Source organism: Bradyrhizobium sp. Kon56, assembly GCF_055807635.1.
Genome location: NZ_JBVVOU010000002.1, coordinates 473,410 through 494,183, shown reverse-complemented (window position 1 = coordinate 494,183; position 20,774 = coordinate 473,410). Strand labels below are relative to the sequence as shown.

Annotated in this window: 17 protein-coding genes and 1 pseudogene; 13 read left to right on the top strand and 5 right to left on the bottom strand. The window is 64.3% G+C overall.

Annotated elements, in window-relative coordinates; translation table 11 throughout:
- Window positions 1–212 precede the first annotated feature (212 nt).
- Both AC0L3B_RS05440 and AC0L3B_RS05435 read right to left on the bottom strand, forming a co-directional pair.
- Entirely contained in the window at window positions 213–2,495 is a 2,283-nt protein-coding gene (locus AC0L3B_RS05440) for a xanthine dehydrogenase family protein molybdopterin-binding subunit (RefSeq protein WP_473380118.1), read from the bottom strand.
- Window positions 2,492–2,983 (bottom strand): (2Fe-2S)-binding protein, encoded by a 492-nt coding sequence (locus tag AC0L3B_RS05435; protein ID WP_007616069.1) that lies wholly within the window; start codon window positions 2,981–2,983, stop codon window positions 2,492–2,494. Before AC0L3B_RS05435 ends, AC0L3B_RS05440 begins: the two co-directional genes overlap by 4 nt.
- A 304-nt stretch (window positions 2,984–3,287) precedes the next feature.
- Between AC0L3B_RS05435 and AC0L3B_RS05430 the strand changes: the two genes are divergently transcribed.
- The 5 genes from AC0L3B_RS05430 (at window position 3,288) to AC0L3B_RS05410 (ending at window position 5,942) form a co-directional block, all read left to right on the top strand.
- Window positions 3,288–4,052, top strand: a complete 765-nt coding sequence (locus tag AC0L3B_RS05430; protein WP_473380117.1) for an alpha/beta fold hydrolase — start codon at window positions 3,288–3,290, stop codon at window positions 4,050–4,052.
- 20 nt (window positions 4,053–4,072) lie between these two features.
- Window positions 4,073–4,408, top strand: a complete 336-nt coding sequence (locus tag AC0L3B_RS05425; protein WP_085349731.1) for a hypothetical protein — start codon at window positions 4,073–4,075, stop codon at window positions 4,406–4,408.
- Between the two features lie 12 nt (window positions 4,409–4,420).
- Entirely contained in the window at window positions 4,421–4,591 is a 171-nt protein-coding gene (locus AC0L3B_RS05420) for a hypothetical protein (RefSeq protein ID WP_158091539.1), read from the top strand.
- A gap of 57 nt (window positions 4,592–4,648) precedes the next feature.
- On the top strand, window positions 4,649–5,323 hold the full coding sequence (locus tag AC0L3B_RS05415; protein ID WP_085349730.1) for a dienelactone hydrolase family protein: 675 nt from the start codon (window positions 4,649–4,651) through the stop codon (window positions 5,321–5,323).
- 136 nt (window positions 5,324–5,459) lie between these two features.
- Window positions 5,460–5,942, top strand: a complete 483-nt coding sequence (locus tag AC0L3B_RS05410) for a hypothetical protein (RefSeq protein WP_085349792.1) — start codon at window positions 5,460–5,462, stop codon at window positions 5,940–5,942.
- A 100-nt stretch (window positions 5,943–6,042) separates the two neighbouring features.
- On the opposite strand, the gene AC0L3B_RS05405 is transcribed toward AC0L3B_RS05410, so the two are convergent.
- The 3 genes from AC0L3B_RS05405 to AC0L3B_RS05395 form a co-directional block, all read right to left on the bottom strand.
- Entirely contained in the window at window positions 6,043–6,786 is a 744-nt protein-coding gene (locus AC0L3B_RS05405; protein WP_473380116.1) for a polysaccharide biosynthesis/export family protein, read from the bottom strand.
- A gap of 197 nt (window positions 6,787–6,983) precedes the next feature.
- Window positions 6,984–7,640, bottom strand: coding sequence for a peptide-methionine (S)-S-oxide reductase MsrA (gene msrA, locus AC0L3B_RS05400; RefSeq protein WP_085349729.1), 657 nt, complete (start codon window positions 7,638–7,640; stop codon window positions 6,984–6,986).
- 129 nt (window positions 7,641–7,769) lie between these two features.
- The gene (locus AC0L3B_RS05395; protein ID WP_007616084.1) at window positions 7,770–8,087 is read right to left on the bottom strand and encodes a hypothetical protein; all 318 of its coding nucleotides are present in this window, start codon (window positions 8,085–8,087) and stop codon (window positions 7,770–7,772) included.
- Between the two features lie 404 nt (window positions 8,088–8,491).
- On the opposite strand from AC0L3B_RS05395, the gene rpsT reads away from it, so the two are divergent.
- The 8 genes and pseudogenes from rpsT (at window position 8,492) to gyrB (ending at window position 20,622) form a co-directional block, all read left to right on the top strand.
- Window positions 8,492–8,758 carry a 30S ribosomal protein S20 gene (gene rpsT / locus AC0L3B_RS05390; protein WP_007598259.1) on the top strand — a complete coding sequence of 89 codons (267 nt, stop codon included), beginning with the start codon at window positions 8,492–8,494 and terminating at the stop codon, window positions 8,756–8,758.
- A 1,279-nt stretch (window positions 8,759–10,037) separates the two neighbouring features.
- Window positions 10,038–11,450, top strand: coding sequence for a chromosomal replication initiator protein DnaA (dnaA, locus tag AC0L3B_RS05385; protein WP_026233035.1), 1,413 nt, complete (start codon window positions 10,038–10,040; stop codon window positions 11,448–11,450).
- 380 nt (window positions 11,451–11,830) lie between these two features.
- Complete coding sequence (gene dnaN / locus AC0L3B_RS05380; protein ID WP_007598262.1) at window positions 11,831–12,949, top strand: DNA polymerase III subunit beta; 1,119 nt, start codon at window positions 11,831–11,833, stop codon at window positions 12,947–12,949.
- A gap of 210 nt (window positions 12,950–13,159) precedes the next feature.
- Window positions 13,160–13,524, top strand: a pseudogene (locus AC0L3B_RS05375) (endonuclease domain-containing protein).
- Window positions 13,525–13,613: 89 nt separating this feature from the next.
- Window positions 13,614–14,750: a DNA replication/repair protein RecF gene (gene recF, locus AC0L3B_RS05370; RefSeq protein ID WP_085361994.1), complete on the top strand. Its 1,137-nt coding sequence runs from the start codon at window positions 13,614–13,616 to the stop codon at window positions 14,748–14,750.
- A gap of 120 nt (window positions 14,751–14,870) precedes the next feature.
- Entirely contained in the window at window positions 14,871–15,614 is a 744-nt protein-coding gene (locus tag AC0L3B_RS05365) for a hypothetical protein (protein WP_473380115.1), read from the top strand.
- A 124-nt stretch (window positions 15,615–15,738) separates the two neighbouring features.
- Window positions 15,739–17,907 carry a hypothetical protein gene (locus AC0L3B_RS05360; protein ID WP_473380114.1) on the top strand — a complete coding sequence of 723 codons (2,169 nt, stop codon included), beginning with the start codon at window positions 15,739–15,741 and terminating at the stop codon, window positions 17,905–17,907.
- 279 nt (window positions 17,908–18,186) lie between these two features.
- Entirely contained in the window at window positions 18,187–20,622 is a 2,436-nt protein-coding gene (gene gyrB / locus AC0L3B_RS05355; RefSeq protein ID WP_018455834.1) for a DNA topoisomerase (ATP-hydrolyzing) subunit B, read from the top strand.
- Window positions 20,623–20,774: the final 152 nt, after the last annotated feature.

The following is a 20,774-nucleotide window of genomic DNA, read 5'->3' as shown; positions in this document are numbered from 1 at the left end:
TTCTCCGGCCCTTAAGAGGCGTGCTCAATGGAACCCTGCGGAATCTGGGACAATTTTACGGAATTCGCGTCCCGGGCGGTTCCAATCAAAAACCTCGAAAACAACCCCATGCACAGTAGAGATGTGCTTGCAAACACAGGGCTTTTTTAACGACGAATCCGCCGGGGGCTGCCCCCCGGCGGATCAGGTCAGGTCAACAATCGCAACCAGCCTTACGCCTTCATCGCGCCCTTCACGGCTTCGGCCGTGATCGGCAGGGCCCGGACGCGGGCGCCCGAGGCGTTGAAGATGGCATTGCCGATCGCGGGTGCGATCACCGTCACCGCGGGTTCGCCGACACCAGTGGCCTTTTCGCCATTGGCGATCACGGCGATCGCGACCTCCGGCACCTGGCTCATGCGCAAGGGCGTGTAGCTGTCGAAGTTGGTCTGTTCGATGCCACCGTCCTTCAGCGTCGCCTTTTCGTACATCGCCAGCGACAGGCCCCACAGCGCCGCACCCTCGACCTGGGCGCGGATGTTGTCGGGATGCACCTGCGTGCCGACGTCGGTGGCCACCGTGAGCTTCTTCACGGTCACCTCGCCCGAGGGCGCAACGGCGACATGGGCGACGCAGGCCGTCCAGCTCGCGGTCGCGCGTTCCTGCGAGGAGACGCAGGCCACGCCCATGCCCTCACCTTTCGGCAGCTTCCTGCTGCCGTAGCCGGCAAGGCCCATCGCGGCGAGCAGCGTGTTGCGCAGCCGCTGCGCGCCGCCGTCGTTCTTTCCGGCGCCGTCGAGCAGCGAGATGCGGAACTGCGCGGGGTCCTTGCCCGCCGCCGCCGCGATCTCGTCGATCATGCTCTCGACCGCCCAGAAGGTCCAACCCGGCGCGACCGAGCGGAGCTGGCCGGACGGCGTGGCGTTGTGCGCCATCTCGTTCTTGATCGCGCGCACATGATGGTTGGGCACGGTGTAGAAGAAGTCGGCCCCGTTCACCGTGAAGGAGTCGAGCGGACCCTTCTTGTCCACCGACGGCGTCAGGAAATCAGGGATTCCCCAGCGCGCCGTTGGCCACGCCGAAACCACGTCGTGGCTGAGCGCGACGAGCTTACCGTCGCCGTCCACGCCCGCCTTTACTTTTTGATAGGTGAGCGGACGCGAGAAATCCATCGTCATGTCGTTCTCGCGCGTGTAGATCACCTTTACCGGCTTGCCGATGGCCTTCGCCGCCTGCACCGCCGGAATCATCATGTCGGCATCGAGCCTGCGGCCAAAGCCGCCGCCGAGCCACATCTGATGCATGACCACGAACTTCGGATCGATCCCGGCCGCACCCGCCGCGATCGCGCCGGAGCGCGTTGCGAACTGGTTGCCGGAATAGATGTGCAGGATCTCGCCCTTGAACTCCGCAGTGGCGTTCATCGGCTCCATCGGCGCATGGATATTAATGCTGGTGGTGTACTCCGCCTCCAGCACCTTGGCCGCCGTGCCGAACGCCGCCGCGGGATCGCCGTCCTTGACGAAGAACTGGCCGGAATCCTCCTGCTTCTGAAGCCGCATGGCCTCGTCGAGCAGCGACTGGGTCGACACCTTCGCGTTTGGACCGCCGTCATAGGCGATCTTGAGCGCCTGCGCCGCCTTCTTGGCGTTGGCATAGGTGCCGGCGACCGCGACGACCCAGCCCGAGGTCGTTCCGGTCTTGTCGTCGAGGGTGACGGCCTTGATGAAGCCCGGCACTTTCTTGGCGGCACTGTCGTCGACCGATTTCACCGTGGCGCCGAAGCGCACGGGCGGCGTCACGACCGCGCCATAGGCCATGCCTGGCAGCATCACGTCGATGCCGTATTTGGCCGTGCCGTTGGTCTTGGAGGGAATGTCGAGCTGCGGCACCGACACGCCGATCATGGTGTATTGATCCGGCGTCTTCAGCTTGATCGCCTTCAGCTCGTCCGGCGTGAAGGTTTTTGTCGCCTTGCCGCTCTTGACGACATCGGCGAAGGACATCGCCTTCTTCGACTTCGGGTGCGAGATCATGGAATCGCGCACCACGAGCTCCGACGCCGGCACGCCCATCGCGGCGGCCGCGCCTTCTGTCAACGCCATCCGCCCGGCAGCGCCGGCGCGGCTCATGGCCTCGAAGTTCATCATGGTCGACCAGCTGCCGCCGGTGATCTGAGCGCCCAACACGGGATCGTTGAACTTCGGATCGTTGGAGGCAAGCTGTACGCGCATGTCGCTCCACTTCGCGCCCAGCTCTTCGGCCACGATCTGCGCCATGGTGGAGGCGATGTGCTGGCCCATGTCGGCCTTGCCGCAGGTGACGGTGACGAGACCATCGGGCGCGATCGCGTACCAAACGCTCGGCTCGAAGTTCGAAGGCGCCGCAAGCGCCTCACCGATGCCGGGCACGCCGGCATAGCCGAGCACGAGGCCGGTGGCCGCTGTGCCGACCAGGAAGGAGCGGCGGCTGAGATCGGTCGCCTCGGGCGCAACGTTGTTCACGTGCTTGTTCATGTGGGCCTCCGCTCGTTGCCGGAGGCGGATGCGGTGCGCATCTCGGTTGCGGCGCGCATGATTGCCTTCTGGATCCGCGAATAGGTCATGCAACGGCAAAGATTGCCGTCCATATGCGCCACGACCTCTTCCTTGGTCGGGTTGGGATTCTTCGCCAGCAGCGAGGCCGCCTGCATGATCTGACCGGACTGACAGTAGCCGCATTGCGGCACCTGTTCGGCGATCCATGCCTTCTGCAAGGGATGGTCGCCCTTGGCGGCGAGGCCTTCGATGGTGGTGATCTTCTTGCCGGCGACATCGCCGACCATGGTCTGGCACGAACGCACGGCTTCACCGTTGACGTGCACGGTGCAGGCCCCGCACAGGCCGGCACCGCAGCCGAATTTGGTGCCGGTCATCTGCAATTGCTCGCGGATCGCCCAGAGGAGCGGCGTGTCGTTCGCCGCATCCACGGACAGACTCCGCCCGTTGATGGTGAGAGTTGGCATAGGCGTCTTCCCCTGCCGGTGCATGAAGCCGCTTACGGCGGCAACTTGAGTAGCGGACGCCCACCGGGCCGGCGCCAGCCTTGATCGCAAGAATGATCGCGTTCAGGCGCGGAGGCAAATGCAATTTGGAATCGATCGAAACAAACGAGGCGCGCGCATCTTGTGCGTTGCGAGAACAGCGGTGATGCAGCGGCTGAACGCAACAGAGTGCACGCCAAGCAGGCAGGCCATCGCATTCAGGCAGTTTCCTCCGAGTAACCCGGCGCGTTAGGATGGGGGAAGACAAGATAATAAGGTGGATGCAATGCCTAAGATCGATCGGGACGGCGTCGGAATCCATTACGAGGTTCATGGCGAGGGCCCGCCGCTGCTGCTCACCCACGGCTACTCATCGACTTCGGCAATGTGGCATGGGCAGGTCGAGGCACTTGCCCGGGATCACAAGCTGATCTTGTGGGACATGCGCGGTCACGGCCAGTCCGACTATCCCGACGATCCCGCCGCTTACAGCGAAGCACTCACCGTCGGCGACATCGCCGCGATCCTCGATGTGATCGGCACGGAGCGCGCCATCATTGGCGGGCTCTCGCTCGGCGGCTACATGTCGCTTGCGTTCGCTCGCGCGCATCCAAAGCGCGTCCGCGCGCTGCTGATCATCGACACCGGCCCCGGCTTCAAGAAGGACGATGCACGCGAGGCCTGGAATGCGCGCGCGCTCGCCACTGCCGACAAGTTCGACCGCGAAGGGCTCGACGTACTGAAGGCGGCGACGCGCGAGCGCGCCACCGCGAGCCATCGCGATGCCAGGGGATTGGCGCTCGCCGCACGCGGCATGCTGACCCAGCGCGATGCCAAGGTGATCGAGCTGCTGCCGGAGATCAAGGTGCCCAGCCTGATCGTAGTCGGCGCCGACGACACGCCGTTCCTAGCTGCCTCGGACTACATGGCTGCGAAAATTCCCGGCGCACAAAAGGCCGTGATCCCCGCCGCCGGACACGCCGTCAACATCGACCAGCCACAGGCTTTTGTTGACGCGGTGCTGCCTTTCCTGAAGAACTTGCCGGAATAGGTCGGACAGGAACAGTGGCGATGAAGCGAGCTATATTGGCTGCGGGCGCGGTGTTGCTGTCAGCATCCGCGCAAGCCGAGCAATTCGGCGGGACATTGCCCCGCCTGCCCTTCGTCGCGACCTTGTCGAACAACACGCCGCTCGCTTTCGGCATGGATGCCGACCAGACTGCGCGGGCGCTGGGGCAACCGCTGCAATATGTGCGGGGACGCCCCGGCAACGAGATCTATCTCGCCCTTCGCAACATCGGCGGCAGCAGACTGATCCCCACCCGTCACCGCCTGTTCCTGCAATTCCGCCACGGACGGCTGGCGGGCTGGAAGGAGGATTATGGCGAGAACTGGATGTGGGAGTGAGAGTGGCTTTTCATGACGCAGAGCAATCGTCTCTGCGCCATCATGCGTTGGAGCTGCCACATCGTCATGGCCGGGCTTGTCCCGGCCATCCACGATCTTTCCTACCGCACCAAGAACGTGGATGCCCGGGACATAGGCGAGCGGAAGCGACGCCGTCCTTCGGACGGCTACGCCCGGGCATGACGAGTTTGTGGAACGAGCGGAACCCGCAATCGAAGACTAACCAAAAGGACAACCCGCGTGGGACAGGACATCAAGCTGACGGCCTCCGACAATTTCCAGCTCAGTGCCTATCGCGCTGACCCCGCCGGCACGGCGAAGGGCGCGGTGGTGGTGATCCAGGAGATTTTTGGGGTCAACCATCACATCCGCTCGGTCTGCGATCGCCTCGCCGGGGAAGGCTATGTCGCGATCGCGCCGTCGATCTTCGACCGGACCTCGCCGGGCTTCCAGTCCGGCTACTCGCCCGACGAGATCGCGGAAGCGCGCAAGTTCGTCGCCAGTCCGGACTGGGACGCGATGCTGCGCGACACGCAGGCGGCGATCGATGCGGTGAAGAGCGTCGGCCCGGTCGGCATCATCGGCTTTTGCCTGGGCGGCAGCATCGCCTTCGCCGCGGCGACGCGGCTGTCGGGCCTGAAGGCCGCGATCGGCTATTACGGCGGCGCCGTCGTGCGCTATGCCGACGAGACACCAAAAGTTCCGACACAGCTGCACTTTGGCGAGAAGGATGCCGGCATTCCCCTGACCGACGTCGAGACCATCAAGACGAAGCGGCCGGACGTGGAGGTCTTCGTCTATCCGGGCGCGCAGCACGGCTTCCATTGCGACGAGCGGACGAGCTACGACAAGGCCAGCGCCGACATCGCCTGGCCGCGCAGCATGGAATTTTTCGCGAAGCATTTGAAATCGTAGCGCGCGCGGCTGTCTTCGCTGTCATTCCGGGCTCGCGCTTCGCGCGCCCCGGATGACGAGCAGGAATCGGGTGGCTGCATCCTGCTGCCCGGCGATAGAGCTGGCTGATCAAGCCAATTCGCGCCGGGAGATCATGATGCAGCAGGCCAATACGAACATCGTCATCCGCAATCCGTTCGGCACCATGGACGTGCCCGCGCCTGATGATCGCGACGTCATGGACTATGCCGCAACCGCCGCGCTTGCCGGCGATGCGGCTGACGTCAACGCGGCGGCATGGGCAATTATCGCGGCACAGTCAGACCCGCTCGACGGCATCTGGGCCAGCCGCTGGAATGGCGGCGCAGATCCGACCATTGCCGGCGATACGCCACAAGCCTGGAAAGAAGGACGCGCGGAGGTGCGGGTCACAGGCGAGCGCATCTTCCTGCGCTTCGACTGGGACCACGGCCGCCGGCACGGGCTGATCGATACGGCGCGTGATCGCGCGGGTCGCCTAATCGGGAAATATATCAACCTGACCAACCCGGCGATCACACGGCCATGGGTTGGACTGGTGGTCGACGCCACCAGGATCGACGGATGTTTTCCGAACGGGCGTCTGGATTTCAGGCGGTGAGCTAGAGCTTCGGTTCTGATTGCATCAGAACCGAGGCTCTAGATTCTTTTCTGACGCGCTTTCTTTACGTGAACCGGCATCCACTTCGCTCAAAAACGCTCTAGAACCAGCGCTCGCCGACGAACACGGTGTCGCCGGGGCTCAAGGGGGTGCCGAGCGGCACCACGGCGCGCATGGCGCCGCCGGCTTCGGTGTGCGTGACGGTGACCACGTCGCGCTTGGCGCGGGGCGAGAAGCCGCCGGCGATCGCGACGGCGCTTTCGACCGTCATGTTCGGCACGTAAGGATACTGGCCGGGCGCAGAGACTTCGCCGAGAATGAAGAACGGACGATAGGCCTCGATCTCGACGGCGACCGAGGGCTCGCGGATGTAGCCGTTGCGCAGCCTTGCGGCGATCTCGCCGGCAAGACCCGCGGGGGTGCGGTCGCGTGCCGGCACGCCGCCGATCAGCGGCATGGTGATGGAGCCGCCGGCGTCGATTGCGTAGCTGTTGGTGAGACCTTCCTGGCCGTAGACAACCACGCGCAGCCTGTCGCCGGCGTCGAGATGGTAGGAGGAATCGTAGCGGACCGGCGCCGCCATCGGCGCGGCATAACCGACCGGCATGGGCGCAGGCGAGGCAAAGGAATTGCTGAGTGCTGCGATGGCACCGCCGCCACTGCCGACGACGACGGGCTGCGGCGCGTTGTACGGCTGGCCATAGGCCATCGAATCGAGATCGGCGCGCGGCTGCACATAGGCGACGGGACCAGCGGTTTGCATGCAGCCGCCAAGGGTCAGCGCGGCGGACGCTGCCAGGGATGCTGCCGAGATCGACCATCGAAACGCGCGTGCAACCGGCACCGGACTTATCCCTCGAAACGAGACAGATCCAGTGATGCACCGGTTATGGTTAATAAAGCGTTGAGGGGGGGCGGGTGGCTCGGCAATGGTACCAAACACTCCGTCATGCCCGGGCTCTTCCCGGGCATCCACGTTCTTGGTGCCGCACGAAATATCGTGGATGGCCGGGACAAGCCCGGCCATGACGAGGGACCAGCTTACGCGCTCACACCGACGCCGATCGGGCAGGACACGCCGGTGCCGCCCAGGCCGCAATAGCCGCCGGGATTCTTGGCCAGATATTGCTGATGATAGTCCTCGGCAAAGTAGAATTCGCCGGCGGGTGCGATCTCGGTGGTGATGGTGCCGAGGCCTTTTGCAGCAAGCGCCTTCTGATAGAGCGCCTTCGATTGATCGGCCGCTTTCTTCTGCGCGTCTGAATAGGTGTAGATCGCGCTCCGGTACTGCGTGCCGACGTCGTTGCCCTGACGCATGCCCTGCGTCGGGTTGTGGCTCTCCCAGAACGTCTTCAATAGCTTCTCGTACGACATCTTGTTCGGATCGAACACGACCAGCACCACTTCGGTGTGACCGGTGCGGCCCGAGCAGGTCTCTTCATAGGTCGGGTTCGGCGTGTGGCCGCCGGCATAGCCGACAGCAGTCGTGTAAACGCCGTCGCCGAGCTCCCAAAACTTGCGCTCGGCGCCCCAGAAGCAGCCGAGCCCGAACACCGCCTGCTCGAGACCGGCGGGATAAGGCGGCTGCAACTTCGCGCCGTTGACGAAATGGGTGGTCGCGGTCGGAATGGCTTGCGCACGGCCCGGCAGCGCTTCCGCGGCACTGGGCAATGCGGTGGTCTTGCGCATGAACAGCATGGACGGATCTCCGAACGAGCCGTGCATCGCCTGGGCTAATTACTCAGGCGGCGTGCTCGCGATCAGGTGGGAATATAGGTCTTTACGCACGGAGCGGCAGCCCTGTTACAGCGCCGCATGCTCGAAAGCTCAATCCCGGGAATAGCCGATCAACGGCTTGCGCGGGCGGAACAGGATCATCAGGAGGATGCCGAGAATGCCGAGGACGGCGAAAACCGGCTGATCCAGCACCAGGCGGATCACCGAGGTCCACAGCCAGGGCGCCTTGGCCTCAACCCAGGTCCGGAATGCCGTCTGGCTGGCCTGATTGATGTCGTTCCAGAACTGGCCGAAGCGGGTGAACCGCAGGGTCTGGTCGGCCACCCAGCGGGCGCCATCATAGACCATGAAGATGAACCCGCCGGCGAGCAGCAACAGCCCAATCAGTCGGAAAAAGCCGCGGATCATGCCTCACCCTATATAGTCGTCCGATCGGACGACCCTCGGAACGCCGCCAGCCATTACAAGGGCGACGGCAGAAATTCAACCTCTTCAGGGCGTTACGGCACTCATCCCGGCTCTGAGGGGCTGCTTTTGCAGCCCGGGAAAGCGTTGACGGTGCCGAAGACCCTCTCTATAAGGGCGCCAACTGGCGGCGGGCGCAATCCTGCCGCCGCTGTTCTTTGAGCAGATGCAGGCTCTTTGGGCTTAGAGGCTCCTTGGGCCTCAGAGGCAGCCGCAAGGCCGTCGCTCATGTTCCGGGAACAGCCTAGCAACCGAACACCCTAATTCCGAGCGTCGATTACGCGGTCAAGCAAAGCCGGCGCTACCCGACCAAGACGCGACCGGTACCCGCAAAGGACATTGAGACCATGGCCAATACCACTTCCGCCAAGAAAGCGACGCGCAAGATCGCCCGCCGCACCGCCGTCAACAAGTCGCGCCGCACCCAGATGCGCGGTGCCGTGCGTAACGTCGAAGAAGCGATCAAGACCGGCGACCGCGCCGCTGCCGTGACGGCGCTGGCGAATGCCGAGCCCGCCTTGATGCGCGCCGCGCAGCGAAACATCATTCACAAGAACAATGCCAGCCGCAAAGTCTCGCGGCTCACCGCGCAGATCGCCAAGCTCGCCAAGTAAACTCGCGAGCGTTCTGGCACGCCGTCCGATCGAGTCGTTCGATCGGGCGATCACATCGCACATCACACGCGTCAAATAGCCCGGCCTCACGCCGGGCTTTTTTGTTGCCCGTCATATTCACGCAAGCAGTCACGCGTCGAACGACCTTCGATCGGAGGATTGCGGCGCTTGCACCATGACGCGTCCGTAGTTTTACCTGCGAATGGTTTTGCAACAGCGGAAACTTGCACCGCGGTGCAAAAAGCCCCTGCGAGGCGGGCGCAAGTTGAATTCGCGGGCTTGCGAGTTCTGCACACCGTAGTTTCCCCGGATCGCGTCACGCGATGGAGTTACCCTGTGAAACGAGACTCAAAAAACGATGGCTCACTAACAACTTATCGACATAGTGAGGCCAAGCATTTGGAAAATTCACCCGCGCGTCGCGCGCGTGACGCTTTTGTAAAAAATTTTTGGCGGTGGCGGAGAATTGTCACATCGGACGCGGCATCTTCGATTCTGTGCACGAATCCAAAAACTTGCTCTGAAGCCTGTGCACAAGTGCCGCGTGGCGTTAACGCAGATCAAGATTTTTGATGCCTCAAGTGTGAATCAATTCCGTTGCGAGTCTTTCCGCATAGTGTATTCCTTAAGACGTCAGCGGCGCCCACGATCTTGAGACCAGCGCGGTATCGGAAACGGGGCGAGCGTGCAAATCGGCGGCGGTGTGCACGTAGGCGACGCTTCAACAAGCGATTGTCGGATCAAAACCCACAGCAATGTGGGAACGGTAGCTCTTTGTCTGAATGTCTCCAAGCGGGATCTTTCTCTCGCGCTTAAGAGACATCTTGAAAGCTGCCCCGACAGGCATGATGGCGAAGCCGAGCGGACGACGAGTACACGGGCAGGCATCCGACTACGAAGCGGGTGTCGTTTGGACACGCAGGACCTTGTCGTGAGCAATCACGGCAGGACGGGGAGGTATCATGTCTTACGAACTCAACGCGGTATTGAAACACATTTCGACTTCCAGCATTTCGACTTCCAGCGATCCCGTTTTAGATCCGTCGGACATCAAGCCTCCCGCGTGTAACGGAGCGCCGAGTACGCGCTGACCTCGCGACCCCTCCATCTCTAGACATTGCTGATCGGACGCGGCGTTCCGCCGAACGGTCGAGCCATGCCTGCAGGTGAAATCGCTTGAGGTCCCGCCATCGCAAATATCCCTGAGCAGGTATCCCTGGCAGGAACTCAGCATGGCGCTCACCACGCAACCTTATCTCTCAAGAAAAGTTCTCAAATGATGACAACCCCGGAACAGGATCGCTGGTCACGCGTGAAGAGTCGGCTGCGCTCGAACGTAGGCGAGGACGTCTATACGAGCTGGTTCGCGCGCATGGATCTGGAAGGCGTCCAGGACGAGAGCGTGCGTCTGTCGGTGCCAACCCGCTTCCTGAAGAGCTGGATCCAGGCCCATTATGCCGAGCGCGTGCTGTCGTGCTGGCAGGCCGAGATGCCGGAAGTGCATCGCATCGATCTCACCGTGCGCTCGGCCGTGCGCCCCGTGGTGCAGCAGAAGGAAGCGCCCGCGCCGGTCGAAACGCGCCGCTCGCCTGCGCCGGAGCTGCGCTCCACCGCGACCGCGCCGGTCTCGGCCAATCATGATGCACTCGGCGGCTCGCCGCTCGATCCGCGCCTGACGTTTGCGAGCTTCGTCGTCGGCCGTTCCAACACGCTGGCGCATGCAGCTGCGCGTCAGGTCGCCGAGGGTCGTCGCGGCGATCCCGTCATGTTCAATCCGCTCTACATCCATGCGGGCGTCGGCCTCGGCAAGACGCATCTCTTGCAGGCGGTGACCTGGGCCGGCAATTCCGGCAACGAGCGCAAGGTGCTTTATCTCACCGCCGAGAAATTCATGTACGGCTTCGTCGCCGCGCTGAAGACGCAGACGGCGCTCGCCTTCAAGGAAGCGTTGCGCGGCATCGACGTGCTCGTGATCGACGATCTCCAGTTCCTGCAGGGCAAGTCGACCCAGGCCGAGTTCTGCCACACGCTGAACGCGCTGATCGATGCCGGCCGCCAGGTCGTGATCGCGGCCGACCGTCCGCCGTCCGACCTCGAAAGCCTCGACGACCGCGTGCGCTCGCGGCTGGCCGGCGGCCTCGTGGTCGAGATGGCCTCGCTCGGCGAGGAGCTGCGGCACGGTATTCTCAAGTCGCGCGTCGCAGCCGCCCGCGCCCATCATGCGACCTTCGAGGTGCCGGAGGAGGTGCTGACCTATCTGGCCCGCGCCATCACCCATAACGGCCGCGATCTCGAAGGCGCGATCAACCGCCTGCTCGCGCATTCGAAGCTCAACAATCGGCCGGTGACGCTGGAGATGGCGGAGCACGAGGTGCGCGACCTGATCCGGCCGCAGGAACCGAAGCGGATCAAGATCGAGGACATCCAGCGCGTGGTGGCACGGCAGTATAATGTCAGCCGCTCCGATCTCCTGTCCTCGCGCCGGACCGCCAACGTGGTCCGTCCGCGCCAGGTGGCGATGTATCTCGCCAAGACGCTAACCTTGCGATCGCTCCCCGAGATCGGCCGCCGCTTCGGTGGGCGCGACCACACCACGGTGCTGCACGCCGTGCGCAAGATCGAGGCCCTGGTTTCCAAGGACACGGCGCTGTCGGACGAGGTCGAATCGCTCAAGCGCCAGCTTCAGGAATAAACGCCTATTTGCTTCTGCGCGGGTGCGACCACATCCAAGCTGCATCGGAGGTCGTCATGCCCGGGCCTGTCCCAGGCATCCACGTTCTTAGGACCGCGAACCCAGACGTGGATGGCCGGGACAAGCCCGGCCATGACGGGCGCAGAGACGTCCCTGGCCGGCGAGGCGTTCAGCGCGTTGCGGAAACATAGGTAAATCGTGGGGAACTGCCCGCAATCCCTTGAATCCGGGGGCCATCCGCGCCACCTTGCGCGACCCTGACGGCTTTGGTCATATCGGCTGGATGATCCGGCTTTCCGGGGTCTTCGGTGCCGTGGCGCGCGTCCCGCCGCCCGGCTTTTCCAGATTTGTGTTTCCTTGGGGATCGGGCGAGTAGTGCAATGAAGGTTACGGTCGAACGCGCGCAACTCCTGAAGTCGCTGGGCCACGTCCACCGCGTGGTCGAACGCCGCAACACGATTCCGATCCTCGGCAACGTGCTTGTTAGGGCCGAGAACGCGAAATTGTCGCTGAAGGCGACCGACCTCGACCTCGAGGTCACCGAAACGCTCGCGGCGGAAACCGCGACCGCTGGCTCGACCACCGTGCCGGCGCACATGTTCTACGACATCGTGCGCAAGCTGCCGGACGGTTCGCAGATCGTGCTCGAAGCCGACGGCGACCGCGCCGTGCTGGCGATCCGTGCCGGGCGCTCCCGCTTCACGCTGCAGACCCTGCCGGAAAACGATTTCCCGGATCTCGCCGCCGGCGACATGTCGCATTCGTTCAGCCTCGCCGCCAAGGACGTCAAGCGGCTGATCGATCGCACCCAGTTCGCGATCTCCACGGAGGAGACCCGCTATTATCTCAACGGCATCTATCTGCATGCCGCGGGCTCCGCCAAAGCCGCCACCCTGCGCGGCGTCGCCACCGACGGCCACCGCCTCGCCCAGCTCGACCTGGTGCAGCCCAAGGGCGCCGAGGGCATGCCCGGCGTGATCGTGCCGCGCAAGACGGTGGGCGAGGTGCAGCGCCTGATCGAGGACAACGAGGCCGAGGTCACGATCGAGCTGTCGCAGGCCAAGATCCGCTTCACCATCGGCAATGTAGTGCTGACCTCGAAGCTGATCGACGGCACCTTCCCCGATTACGGCCGCGTGATCCCGCAGGGCAACGACAAGGAGCTCGTCGTCGACAAGAAGGATTTCGAGAACGCGGTCGACCGCGTCTCGACGATTTCCAGCGAGCGCGGGCGAGCCGTGAAACTCTCGCTGTCGCCGGGCAAGCTGGTGCTGTCGGTGACCAATCCGGATTCCGGCAGCGCGACCGAAGAGCTCGAAGTCGAATACGCCTCCGACGCCCTCGATATCGGCTTCAACTCCCGCTATCTGCTCGACATCGCCGCCCAGATCGAAGGCGACGTCGCAACGCTCCGGCTCGCCGACCCCGGCTCTCCGACCCTGGTGCAAGACCGCGACGACAAGAGCGCGCTCTACGTGCTGATGCCGATGCGGGTGTGAGGGACGTGGTCCTCCTCTCGCGACACCTTTTATGCGGAGACAACCCCTCACCCGGCCTCGCTGCGCGAAGCGCCCCTCTCCCACAAGGGGAGAGGGTGAAGCTACAGCTTCGCCTGCCGAAACAAGCGCAATGCACGTTGCTGCGCCCTCTCCCCTTGTGGGAGAGGGCATCTCCACGGGCGGATACATACTCAGTCGGGTGAGGGGTTCGTGCCGCAGGAACCATCCCATCGGCCAGTCTCCAAACGTCTTCGCCAATTCGCGAAGAATATGCGGCACGAACCGACGGATGCGGAAGCGGCAATGTGGCGCCTGCTCAGGCACCGGCAACTCTCCGCTTTCAAGTTTCGCCGGCAGGTCCCGTTCAACACCTACATTCTCGACTTCGTCTGCTTTGAGAAGCGCCTGGTGATCGAGATCGACGGCGGTCAGCACGGAGAATCAAGACGCGATGCAGCGCGTGACGCAGCTCTCTCGCCGAAGGCTTTGTCATCGCGCGCTACTGGAACAACGACGTGCTCCAGCGACCCACTTCTGTATTGGAGGACATCCTTGCAAAGCTCGCCGAGCGGTAAGATACCCCTCACCCGTCGCCTCACTTTGTGAGGCGCCACCCTCTCCCACAAGGGGAGAGGGGAAGAATCGCGGCCACGACAAAGATCTGATGACCCCCTCCCGCATTCATCGCCTGACGCTGACGCATTTTCGTAATTACCGGGCGGCGGGGCTCGAGACGGCGGCCGACATGGTGGTCCTGGTCGGGCCGAACGGAGCGGGCAAGACCAATTGCATCGAGGCGATCTCGTTCCTGTCGCCGGGACGCGGCCTGCGGCGCGCGACGCTGGACGACGTCGCCGACAACCAGGGCGACGGCTCCTGGGCGGTGTCGGCACAGGTCGAGGGCGCGCTGGGCCTTGCCACGCTCGGCACCGGCATCGATCCGCCGCGCGCAGATAGCCCGGTGAGCCGGCGCTGCCGCATCGACCGCGAACCGGTCAATTCGGCGGCGGCGTTCGGCGACCACATCCGCATGGTATGGCTGACGCCGGCGATGGACGGGCTGTTCATGGGAGCGGCGTCCGAGCGGCGGCGCTTCTTCGACCGCCTGGTGCTCGCCATCGACAGCGACCATTCCAGCCGCATCTCCGCGCTCGAACGTTCGCTGCGTTCGCGCAACCGACTGCTCGAGACGCGCAATTACGACGACCATTGGTGTGACGCGATCGAGCGTGAGACCGCGGAGCTTGCGGTCGCGGTCGCCGCAACGCGCGGCCAGACCGCGGCGCGTCTGACCGGCATGCTGAACGCTCGCGCGCAGGCCTCCGCCTTCCCTTCGGCGCAGATCGCGCTCGACGGCTGGATGGAGAACGCGCTGCTGACGGAGACCGCGACGTCGGTCGAGGACCGCTACCGCCAGATCCTGCGCGACAACCGTCCGCGTGACGCCATCGCCGGCCGTACCACGGATGGTCCGCATCTCACCGATCTGCAGGTGATCTACGCGCCGAAAAGCATGCCGGCGCGCGATGCCTCGACCGGCGAGCAGAAGGCGTTGCTGATCGGGCTGGTGCTGGCGCATGCGAGCCTGGTCGCCGAGATGACCGGCATCGTGCCGCTGCTGCTACTCGACGAGGTCGTCGCGCATCTCGATCCCGGCAGGCGCGCGGCGCTGTTCGACGAGCTGCGCAAGCTCGGCGCGCAGGTGTGGTTGACCGGCGCAGACCCTGCCGCCTTCGCCGAGATCGGCGCCGGGGGCGAGATCTTTGACGTCGAAAGCGGCCAGGTATCGGCCCGGCGCTAGTCGCCGCCGTTGAACCGGCCCCATTTCTGCCGCGACTAGTTGCCGGAGGCCGCGCCGACGGCGTCGCAGCCGTTTTGCAATCGCGCAATGACATGCCGCGCGAGACCCCTGGAGAGTGAGATGCGGACGGCAAGGTCCGGGGCGCAAGCTCCGGCACGATGGCGGGCGTTTGCGTGCGGCCTCGTCTTGCTCGCGACATGCATGCTGGCGGCAAGCGGCGGCGCCGGGATGCCGCATCTCGCGGCGCTGTTTTCCGCCGATCTCACGCCGGATCCCGATGCCAGGCTGCTCGCACCGACCCGCTACAGCTTTCGAGGAATCCACACCACCCTGATGCGGGGCGTCGAAGCGCCGCTTCGGGTCAAGCTCGAAGCCACCGTGCCCGCCGAACTCGGCGACGTCCTAGCCTTCTACCGCAGGGAGCTCGGAAAGCTCGGGTGGCAGGAGCAGCACGATGGCGCCGTCGTCTCCGCCGATCACGTCCAGCTCGCGTTCGCATCTCCGCTCGGTCCGGCGATGCTGGAGCTCGGCCGCAAGGGCAGCAGCACCTTGGTTCATCTCGTGCAGAAGAACTCGGATACTGCAACCCGGGCGAACGTCATGCCCGAGCCGGGCCAGGCGAAGCTGGTGTTCAGCAACATCGGCGAGACGGAAGCCGTGCTCGGGATCAACGCGCAGATCATCAAGCGCTCCGCCGGCGCTAACGCCGTCTCGCTGGATCTGGCGCCCGGCAGATATTCCTACGAACTGAACGTACCCGGCCGTCCGGCCCACAGCAATATCCTCACCGTCGCAGCCGGCGACGCCTGGGAGCTCACCATCGGGCGCGACGGCGAGGCATGGTCGCCGCTCCAGCTGTATTGAGCCGTCCGGATCCTTGAACCTGCCCGGTTCCTGCCGCGACTTCTCGTTTGAGACCCGCCGACGGTGTCGCAGCCGTTGCAATCGCGCGCGCCCAAGCGCCGCGCGGCATCCTGGAGACGTAACGATGGCGATGATCCCGCGCGGGATGCAAGTCCCGGCACGATGGCGGCTGCTTGCATGCGGTCTCTTCCTGATGGCGAGCTGCTCGATCGCGGCCGGCGCCGACGAGGGCATCGTCGACGTCCACGCGCTGCCCCAGCTCGAAGGTGCGGTGGAAGACATTTCGCGCCCCGATCCCTATAGCGTCGAATATCGCGTACCGATGCGGCAGGCCGTGACGCTGCCCGCGGTCCAAAAGCTCCTGCGCGACAACGGATGGGTGCCCTATGTGATGCCGCTTGAGGAGAAAAGCAGCCTGCTGAAGTTCAGGAAGGGACGACAAGGCCTTTCCGTTCATTTCACGCAGGCGCTCGGCCGGCCCGACCAGTCCGTGGTTTACTACACCACCGACCGGATCTACGGGAACGTGCCATTTCCGGAAGGCGCAAGTGACATCGTGTTCGAGGGGACCCGGCCCTATCTCGGCTGCATCGCGCCGACGCCGCTCGATGCAACGTCGGATTTCTACAGCAGCCAGATGGCTGCGATCGGCTGGCAGAAGCTCACGCCGGAAACCGCCGCACGCTGGACCACCAGCCTGAATGAAACCGTTCCCAACGGCCTGCGCGCGTTCTACGCGCATGCCGATAGCAAGGAGACCGGCTTCTATCAGCAGAAGCCCGTGATGCTGACGCTGACGCGCCGCGACGATGGCCGCACCAATGTCGATATCCGGGTCGCCCCCTTCGCGCTGCCGAGCGAGCTCAAAGCCGATAGCGATCTGGCCGGCCTGCCGCGGCCGAGCCCGACCAAGACGGCCAGGGGGCTCGGCGGCGCGAGCAACAACAAGCGCGAAATGTCGGCCGCCGCGATGGCCGAGCTGCCGGCCGTGCTCGCCTTCTATCACCGCGAGTTCGCCGCGCGCGGCTGGCAGGAGGACGGCAGCGCGCCGCTCGCACCCGGTGACGAGGTCGCGATCAAGATCTCTTCGGCGGAGGAAACCGGCGTGCTGCGGCTTGGCCGCAAATATGATTTCACCATGGTCAGCCTGACCGCGCAGGTGAAGGACTCCGCGCTTGCCGCCCGTGCCAAGGCGAAGAAAGAGGCGGACGACAAGTTCCTTGGGGATGCGTTAGGTGCGGCCAAGCAGCTCATCACCGCCGACGAAGCCAGGCGCAAGGTGCAGGCGGCCGCATTGTCCGACGCGCCGCTCAACGCGCAGGCCGACAGCAAGATTCCGGTGCCGCTGCCTGAAAACGCCGAGGGTGTGAAGTTCGAGAGCGACGAGGGCAGGCTCGAGTTCTCCTCGACCTCGAGCGTGAAGGCGCTCACTGCGTTCTATCGCGCATCGCTCAAGCCAGCGGGCTGGAAAGAGCAGCCCTCCGTCATCAATCAGCCCAACATGGCGGTGATGGAGTTCGCAAAGAGCGGCAAGTCGATCTCGATGACCGTGATGCAGATGGGACCGAAGGTGAACGTTAGCGCCAACGGCTCCGGTCTGGTCGTCGCCGCGGCGAAGCCCGTCGAGGCCAAATCGACCCAAGCCAAGGCGGTCCAGACCAAATCGAAGGAGCCGCTCACGCCCGATCCCGATTCGGCCCTGCCGGTGCCGACGCAGCACAGCTCGACCGGCATCAGCTCCACGAAATTTCCCGGCAGCGACCAGTCGTTCCGGACCGAGCTCGAAGCCAGCATCCCCGCCGAGCTTGGCGAGGTCCTCGCCTTCTATCGCGCGGAGCTGACCAATCGGGGCTGGCAAGAGAAGGCCGACGGCGCGATCGTGACGGCCGAGCGGGCGGAGCTCGCGTTCACCTCGCCGCAGGGGCCGGCCGTGCTGAAGCTTGGCCGCGCCCGAGACGAGACCACGGTCAGCCTGATGCAGCGAAATCCGCAGGCCGCGGCCAAGGCCGACATCATGCCGAAGGCCGGACAGGCCAGGCTGATGCTCGGCAATATGGGGCCGAAAGAAGCATCGCTGACGATCAACAATCAGACCGTAAAGATCGCGGCCGGCGCCGGCGGTCCGCAATCGCCGAAAGGCCCGATGCTCGATCTGCCGCCAGGCAAGTACCAGTACGCGCTGCGTCTGCCGGGACGCCCCACTCGCACCGAGATTCTCACAGTGGCCGCCGGCGATGCCTGGGGCCTCCTGGTGGGGCCAAACGGAGATGTGCTGCCGCTTCAGATGTATTGAGCTGCAAGGCCGTTCCGGGGCGTTCCAGGCGCCTCGGAACGCCCTCGTCCCCGCAAAATCCACGCCTTCCACGGCCCGAAACGGCTTCCCGAATCGCGCTTTTTCCAAGCCGCCGAATCGGGCTTCGAAGGCCTTGAAAATCGGCCAAAAAATTCTATTTAATCAAAGACTTGCCGGGGGATACTTTGCGCTAGGCGCAATCCGTCTTTCGTGGCACAAATAGCCCGCATATCAGCGCCTTTTGCGCCGCTGATTCGGGCGACATCTCGAAGGCCTCTCATGACAGAACCTGCTCGGCAGACGCCTGCCGAAAACGAACCCTCAAATCCGAGCGATTACGGGGCGGAATCGATCCGCGTGCTCAAGGGTCTCGACGCCGTCCGCAAGCGTCCCGGCATGTATATCGGCGACACCGATGACGGCTCGGGCCTGCATCACATGGTGTACGAGGTCGTGGATAACGCGATCGACGAGGCGCTCGCGGGCCACGCCACGCGCGTGGACGTGATCCTCAACGCCGACAATTCCGTCACCGTGCGCGACGACGGCCGCGGCATTCCCGTCGACATCCACAAGGGCGAAGGCATCTCGGCAGCCGAGGTCATCATGACCCAGCTCCATGCCGGCGGTAAGTTCGACCAGAATTCCTACAAGGTGTCCGGCGGTCTGCACGGCGTCGGCGTCTCCGTCGTCAACGCGCTGTCGAGCAAGCTCGGCTTGCGCATCTGGCGCGACAACAAGGAACACTACATCGAATTCGCCCATGGCGATGCGGTCGCGCCGCTCAAGGTGGTCGGCGACGCGCCTGGCAGGCGCGGCACTGAGGTGACGTTCCAGGCTTCGACGGAAACCTTCAAGAACATCGAGTATGATTTCGCCACGCTGGAGCACCGGCTGCGCGAGCTCGCCTTCCTCAATTCCGGCGTCAACATCGCCCTCTCCGACATGCGTCACGCCGTCGAGAAGCGCGAGGAGATGCACTATTCCGGCGGCGTCGAGGAATTCGTCAAATATCTCGACCGCAACAAGAAGGCGATCGTGCCGGCGCCGATCATGGTGCGCGCGGAATCCAACGGCATCGGTGTCGAGGCCGCGTTGTGGTGGAACGACAGCTACCACGAGAACGTGCTGTGCTTCACCAACAACATCCCGCAGCGCGACGGCGGTACCCATCTCGCCGGCTTCCGCGGCGCGCTGACGCGCCAGGTCAACGGCTATGCCGAGGCCAACGCGAAAAAGGAAAAGATCGCGCTCACCGGCGACGACTGCCGCGAAGGCCTCACTGCGGTGCTGTCGGTGAAGGTGCCGGACCCCAAATTCTCGTCGCAGACCAAGGACAAGCTGGTGTCCTCGGAAGTGCGCCCCGTGGTCGAGAACGTGCTCAACGAGGCGCTGCAGGCCTGGTTCGAGGAGCATCCCTCCGAAGCCAAGATGATCGTCGGCAAGGTGATCCAGGCGGCGGCTGCCCGCGAAGCCGCGCGAAAGGCGCGCGAGCTGACGCGCAAGAGCCCGCTCTCGGTCTCTTCGCTGCCCGGCAAGCTCGCCGACTGTCAGGAGAAGGACCCGGCGAAATCCGAGCTCTTCATCGTCGAGGGTGACTCGGCAGGCGGCAGCGCCAAGCAGGGCCGCAACCGCGAATTCCAGGCTGTACTGCCGCTGCGCGGCAAGATCCTCAATGTCGAACGCGTGCGTCCCGACAAGATGCTGCACAGCGAGCAGATCGGCACGCTGATCACCGCGCTCGGCACCGGCATCAGCGACGAATTCTCGATCGAGAAGCTGCGCTATCACAAGATCATCGTGATGACGGACGCCGACGTCGACGGCGCCCACATCCGCACGCTGCTGCTCACTTTCTTCTACCGGCAGATGCGCGAGATCATCGACGGCGGCTATCTCTATATCGCCCAGCCGCCGCTCTATAAGGTCAACCGTGGCAAGTCCGAGCAATATCTGAAGGACGAGCGGGCGCTGGAAGATTATTTGATCGATACCGGGCTGGACGATTGCGTCTATATTCCCGGCACCGGCGGCGATCGCACCGGCCGCGACCTGCGCTCGCTGGTCGATGACGCCCGCGCCGTCCGCGGCGTCCTGCGCAGCCTGCACACCCGCTACAATCGCAAGGTGATCGAGCAGGCCGCCATCACCGGCGTGCTCAACAAGGCGATCTACGGCGATCCGGAGAAAGCCGCCGCGGCCGCGCAATACATCGCCGCCCGCCTCGACACGCTCGCCGACGAGGTCGAGCGCGGCTGGATCGGTCAATACGTCGAAGGCCATGGTTTCCAGTTCGAGCGCACTGTGCGCGGCGTCAAGGACGTCGCCCTCATCGATGACGCGTTCCTGGGCTCGGTCGAAGCCCGCAAGCTCGACGAGTACACGGTCAAGCTTCAGGACGTTTACGCCCGCCCCGGCAAGCTGCGGCGCAAGGACACCGAGCACATGGTCTACGGCCCGGTCGATCTGTTCGAAGCCGTCACCGACGCCGGCCGCAAGGGCGTCTCGCTGCAGCGCTACAAAGGGCTGGGCGAGATGAATCCGGAGCAGCTCTGGCAGACCACGCTGGACGTCAATGCGCGATCACTGCTCCAGGTGAAGGTCAAGGAGGTCGACGAGGCCGACGACATCTTCACCAAGCTGATGGGCGACGTGGTCGAGCCGCGCCGCGACTTCATCCAGGAACATTCGCTGAGCGCGACGATCGATATCTGAGGCCGTTGGCTTTGCTAGGTTCTCCGTGCATCTGGCAAAGGCGTGGATGGCCGGGACAAGCCCGGCCATGACGTAGAGACACCTCGGCTGAACCTCCCCCGCCCTCGCGACAAGTGCAGAATTGCTCCCGCGCTCAATTCTCGGTAGTTTCC

Excerpts from the sequence above, each read along its gene's own strand:
- AC0L3B_RS05440 (WP_473380118.1), bottom strand. The coding sequence starts at position 2,495 with ATGAACAAGCACGTGAACAACGTTGCGCCCGAGGCGACCGATCTCAGC.
- AC0L3B_RS05435 (WP_007616069.1), bottom strand. The coding sequence starts at position 2,983 with ATGCCAACTCTCACCATCAACGGGCGGAGTCTGTCCGTGGATGCGGCG.
- AC0L3B_RS05430 (WP_473380117.1), top strand. The coding sequence starts at position 3,288 with ATGCCTAAGATCGATCGGGACGGCGTCGGAATCCATTACGAGGTTCAT.
- AC0L3B_RS05425 (WP_085349731.1), top strand. The coding sequence starts at position 4,073 with ATGAAGCGAGCTATATTGGCTGCGGGCGCGGTGTTGCTGTCAGCATCC.
- AC0L3B_RS05420 (WP_158091539.1), top strand. The coding sequence starts at position 4,421 with ATGACGCAGAGCAATCGTCTCTGCGCCATCATGCGTTGGAGCTGCCAC.
- AC0L3B_RS05410 (WP_085349792.1), top strand. The coding sequence starts at position 5,460 with ATGCAGCAGGCCAATACGAACATCGTCATCCGCAATCCGTTCGGCACC.
- msrA (WP_085349729.1), bottom strand. The coding sequence starts at position 7,640 with ATGCTGTTCATGCGCAAGACCACCGCATTGCCCAGTGCCGCGGAAGCG.
- AC0L3B_RS05395 (WP_007616084.1), bottom strand. The coding sequence starts at position 8,087 with ATGATCCGCGGCTTTTTCCGACTGATTGGGCTGTTGCTGCTCGCCGGC.
- rpsT (WP_007598259.1), top strand. The coding sequence starts at position 8,492 with ATGGCCAATACCACTTCCGCCAAGAAAGCGACGCGCAAGATCGCCCGC.
- dnaA (WP_026233035.1), top strand. The coding sequence starts at position 10,038 with ATGACAACCCCGGAACAGGATCGCTGGTCACGCGTGAAGAGTCGGCTG.
- dnaN (WP_007598262.1), top strand. The coding sequence starts at position 11,831 with ATGAAGGTTACGGTCGAACGCGCGCAACTCCTGAAGTCGCTGGGCCAC.
- recF (WP_085361994.1), top strand. The coding sequence starts at position 13,614 with ATGACCCCCTCCCGCATTCATCGCCTGACGCTGACGCATTTTCGTAAT.
- AC0L3B_RS05365 (WP_473380115.1), top strand. The coding sequence starts at position 14,871 with ATGCGGACGGCAAGGTCCGGGGCGCAAGCTCCGGCACGATGGCGGGCG.
- AC0L3B_RS05360 (WP_473380114.1), top strand. The coding sequence starts at position 15,739 with ATGGCGATGATCCCGCGCGGGATGCAAGTCCCGGCACGATGGCGGCTG.
- gyrB (WP_018455834.1), top strand. The coding sequence starts at position 18,187 with ATGACAGAACCTGCTCGGCAGACGCCTGCCGAAAACGAACCCTCAAAT.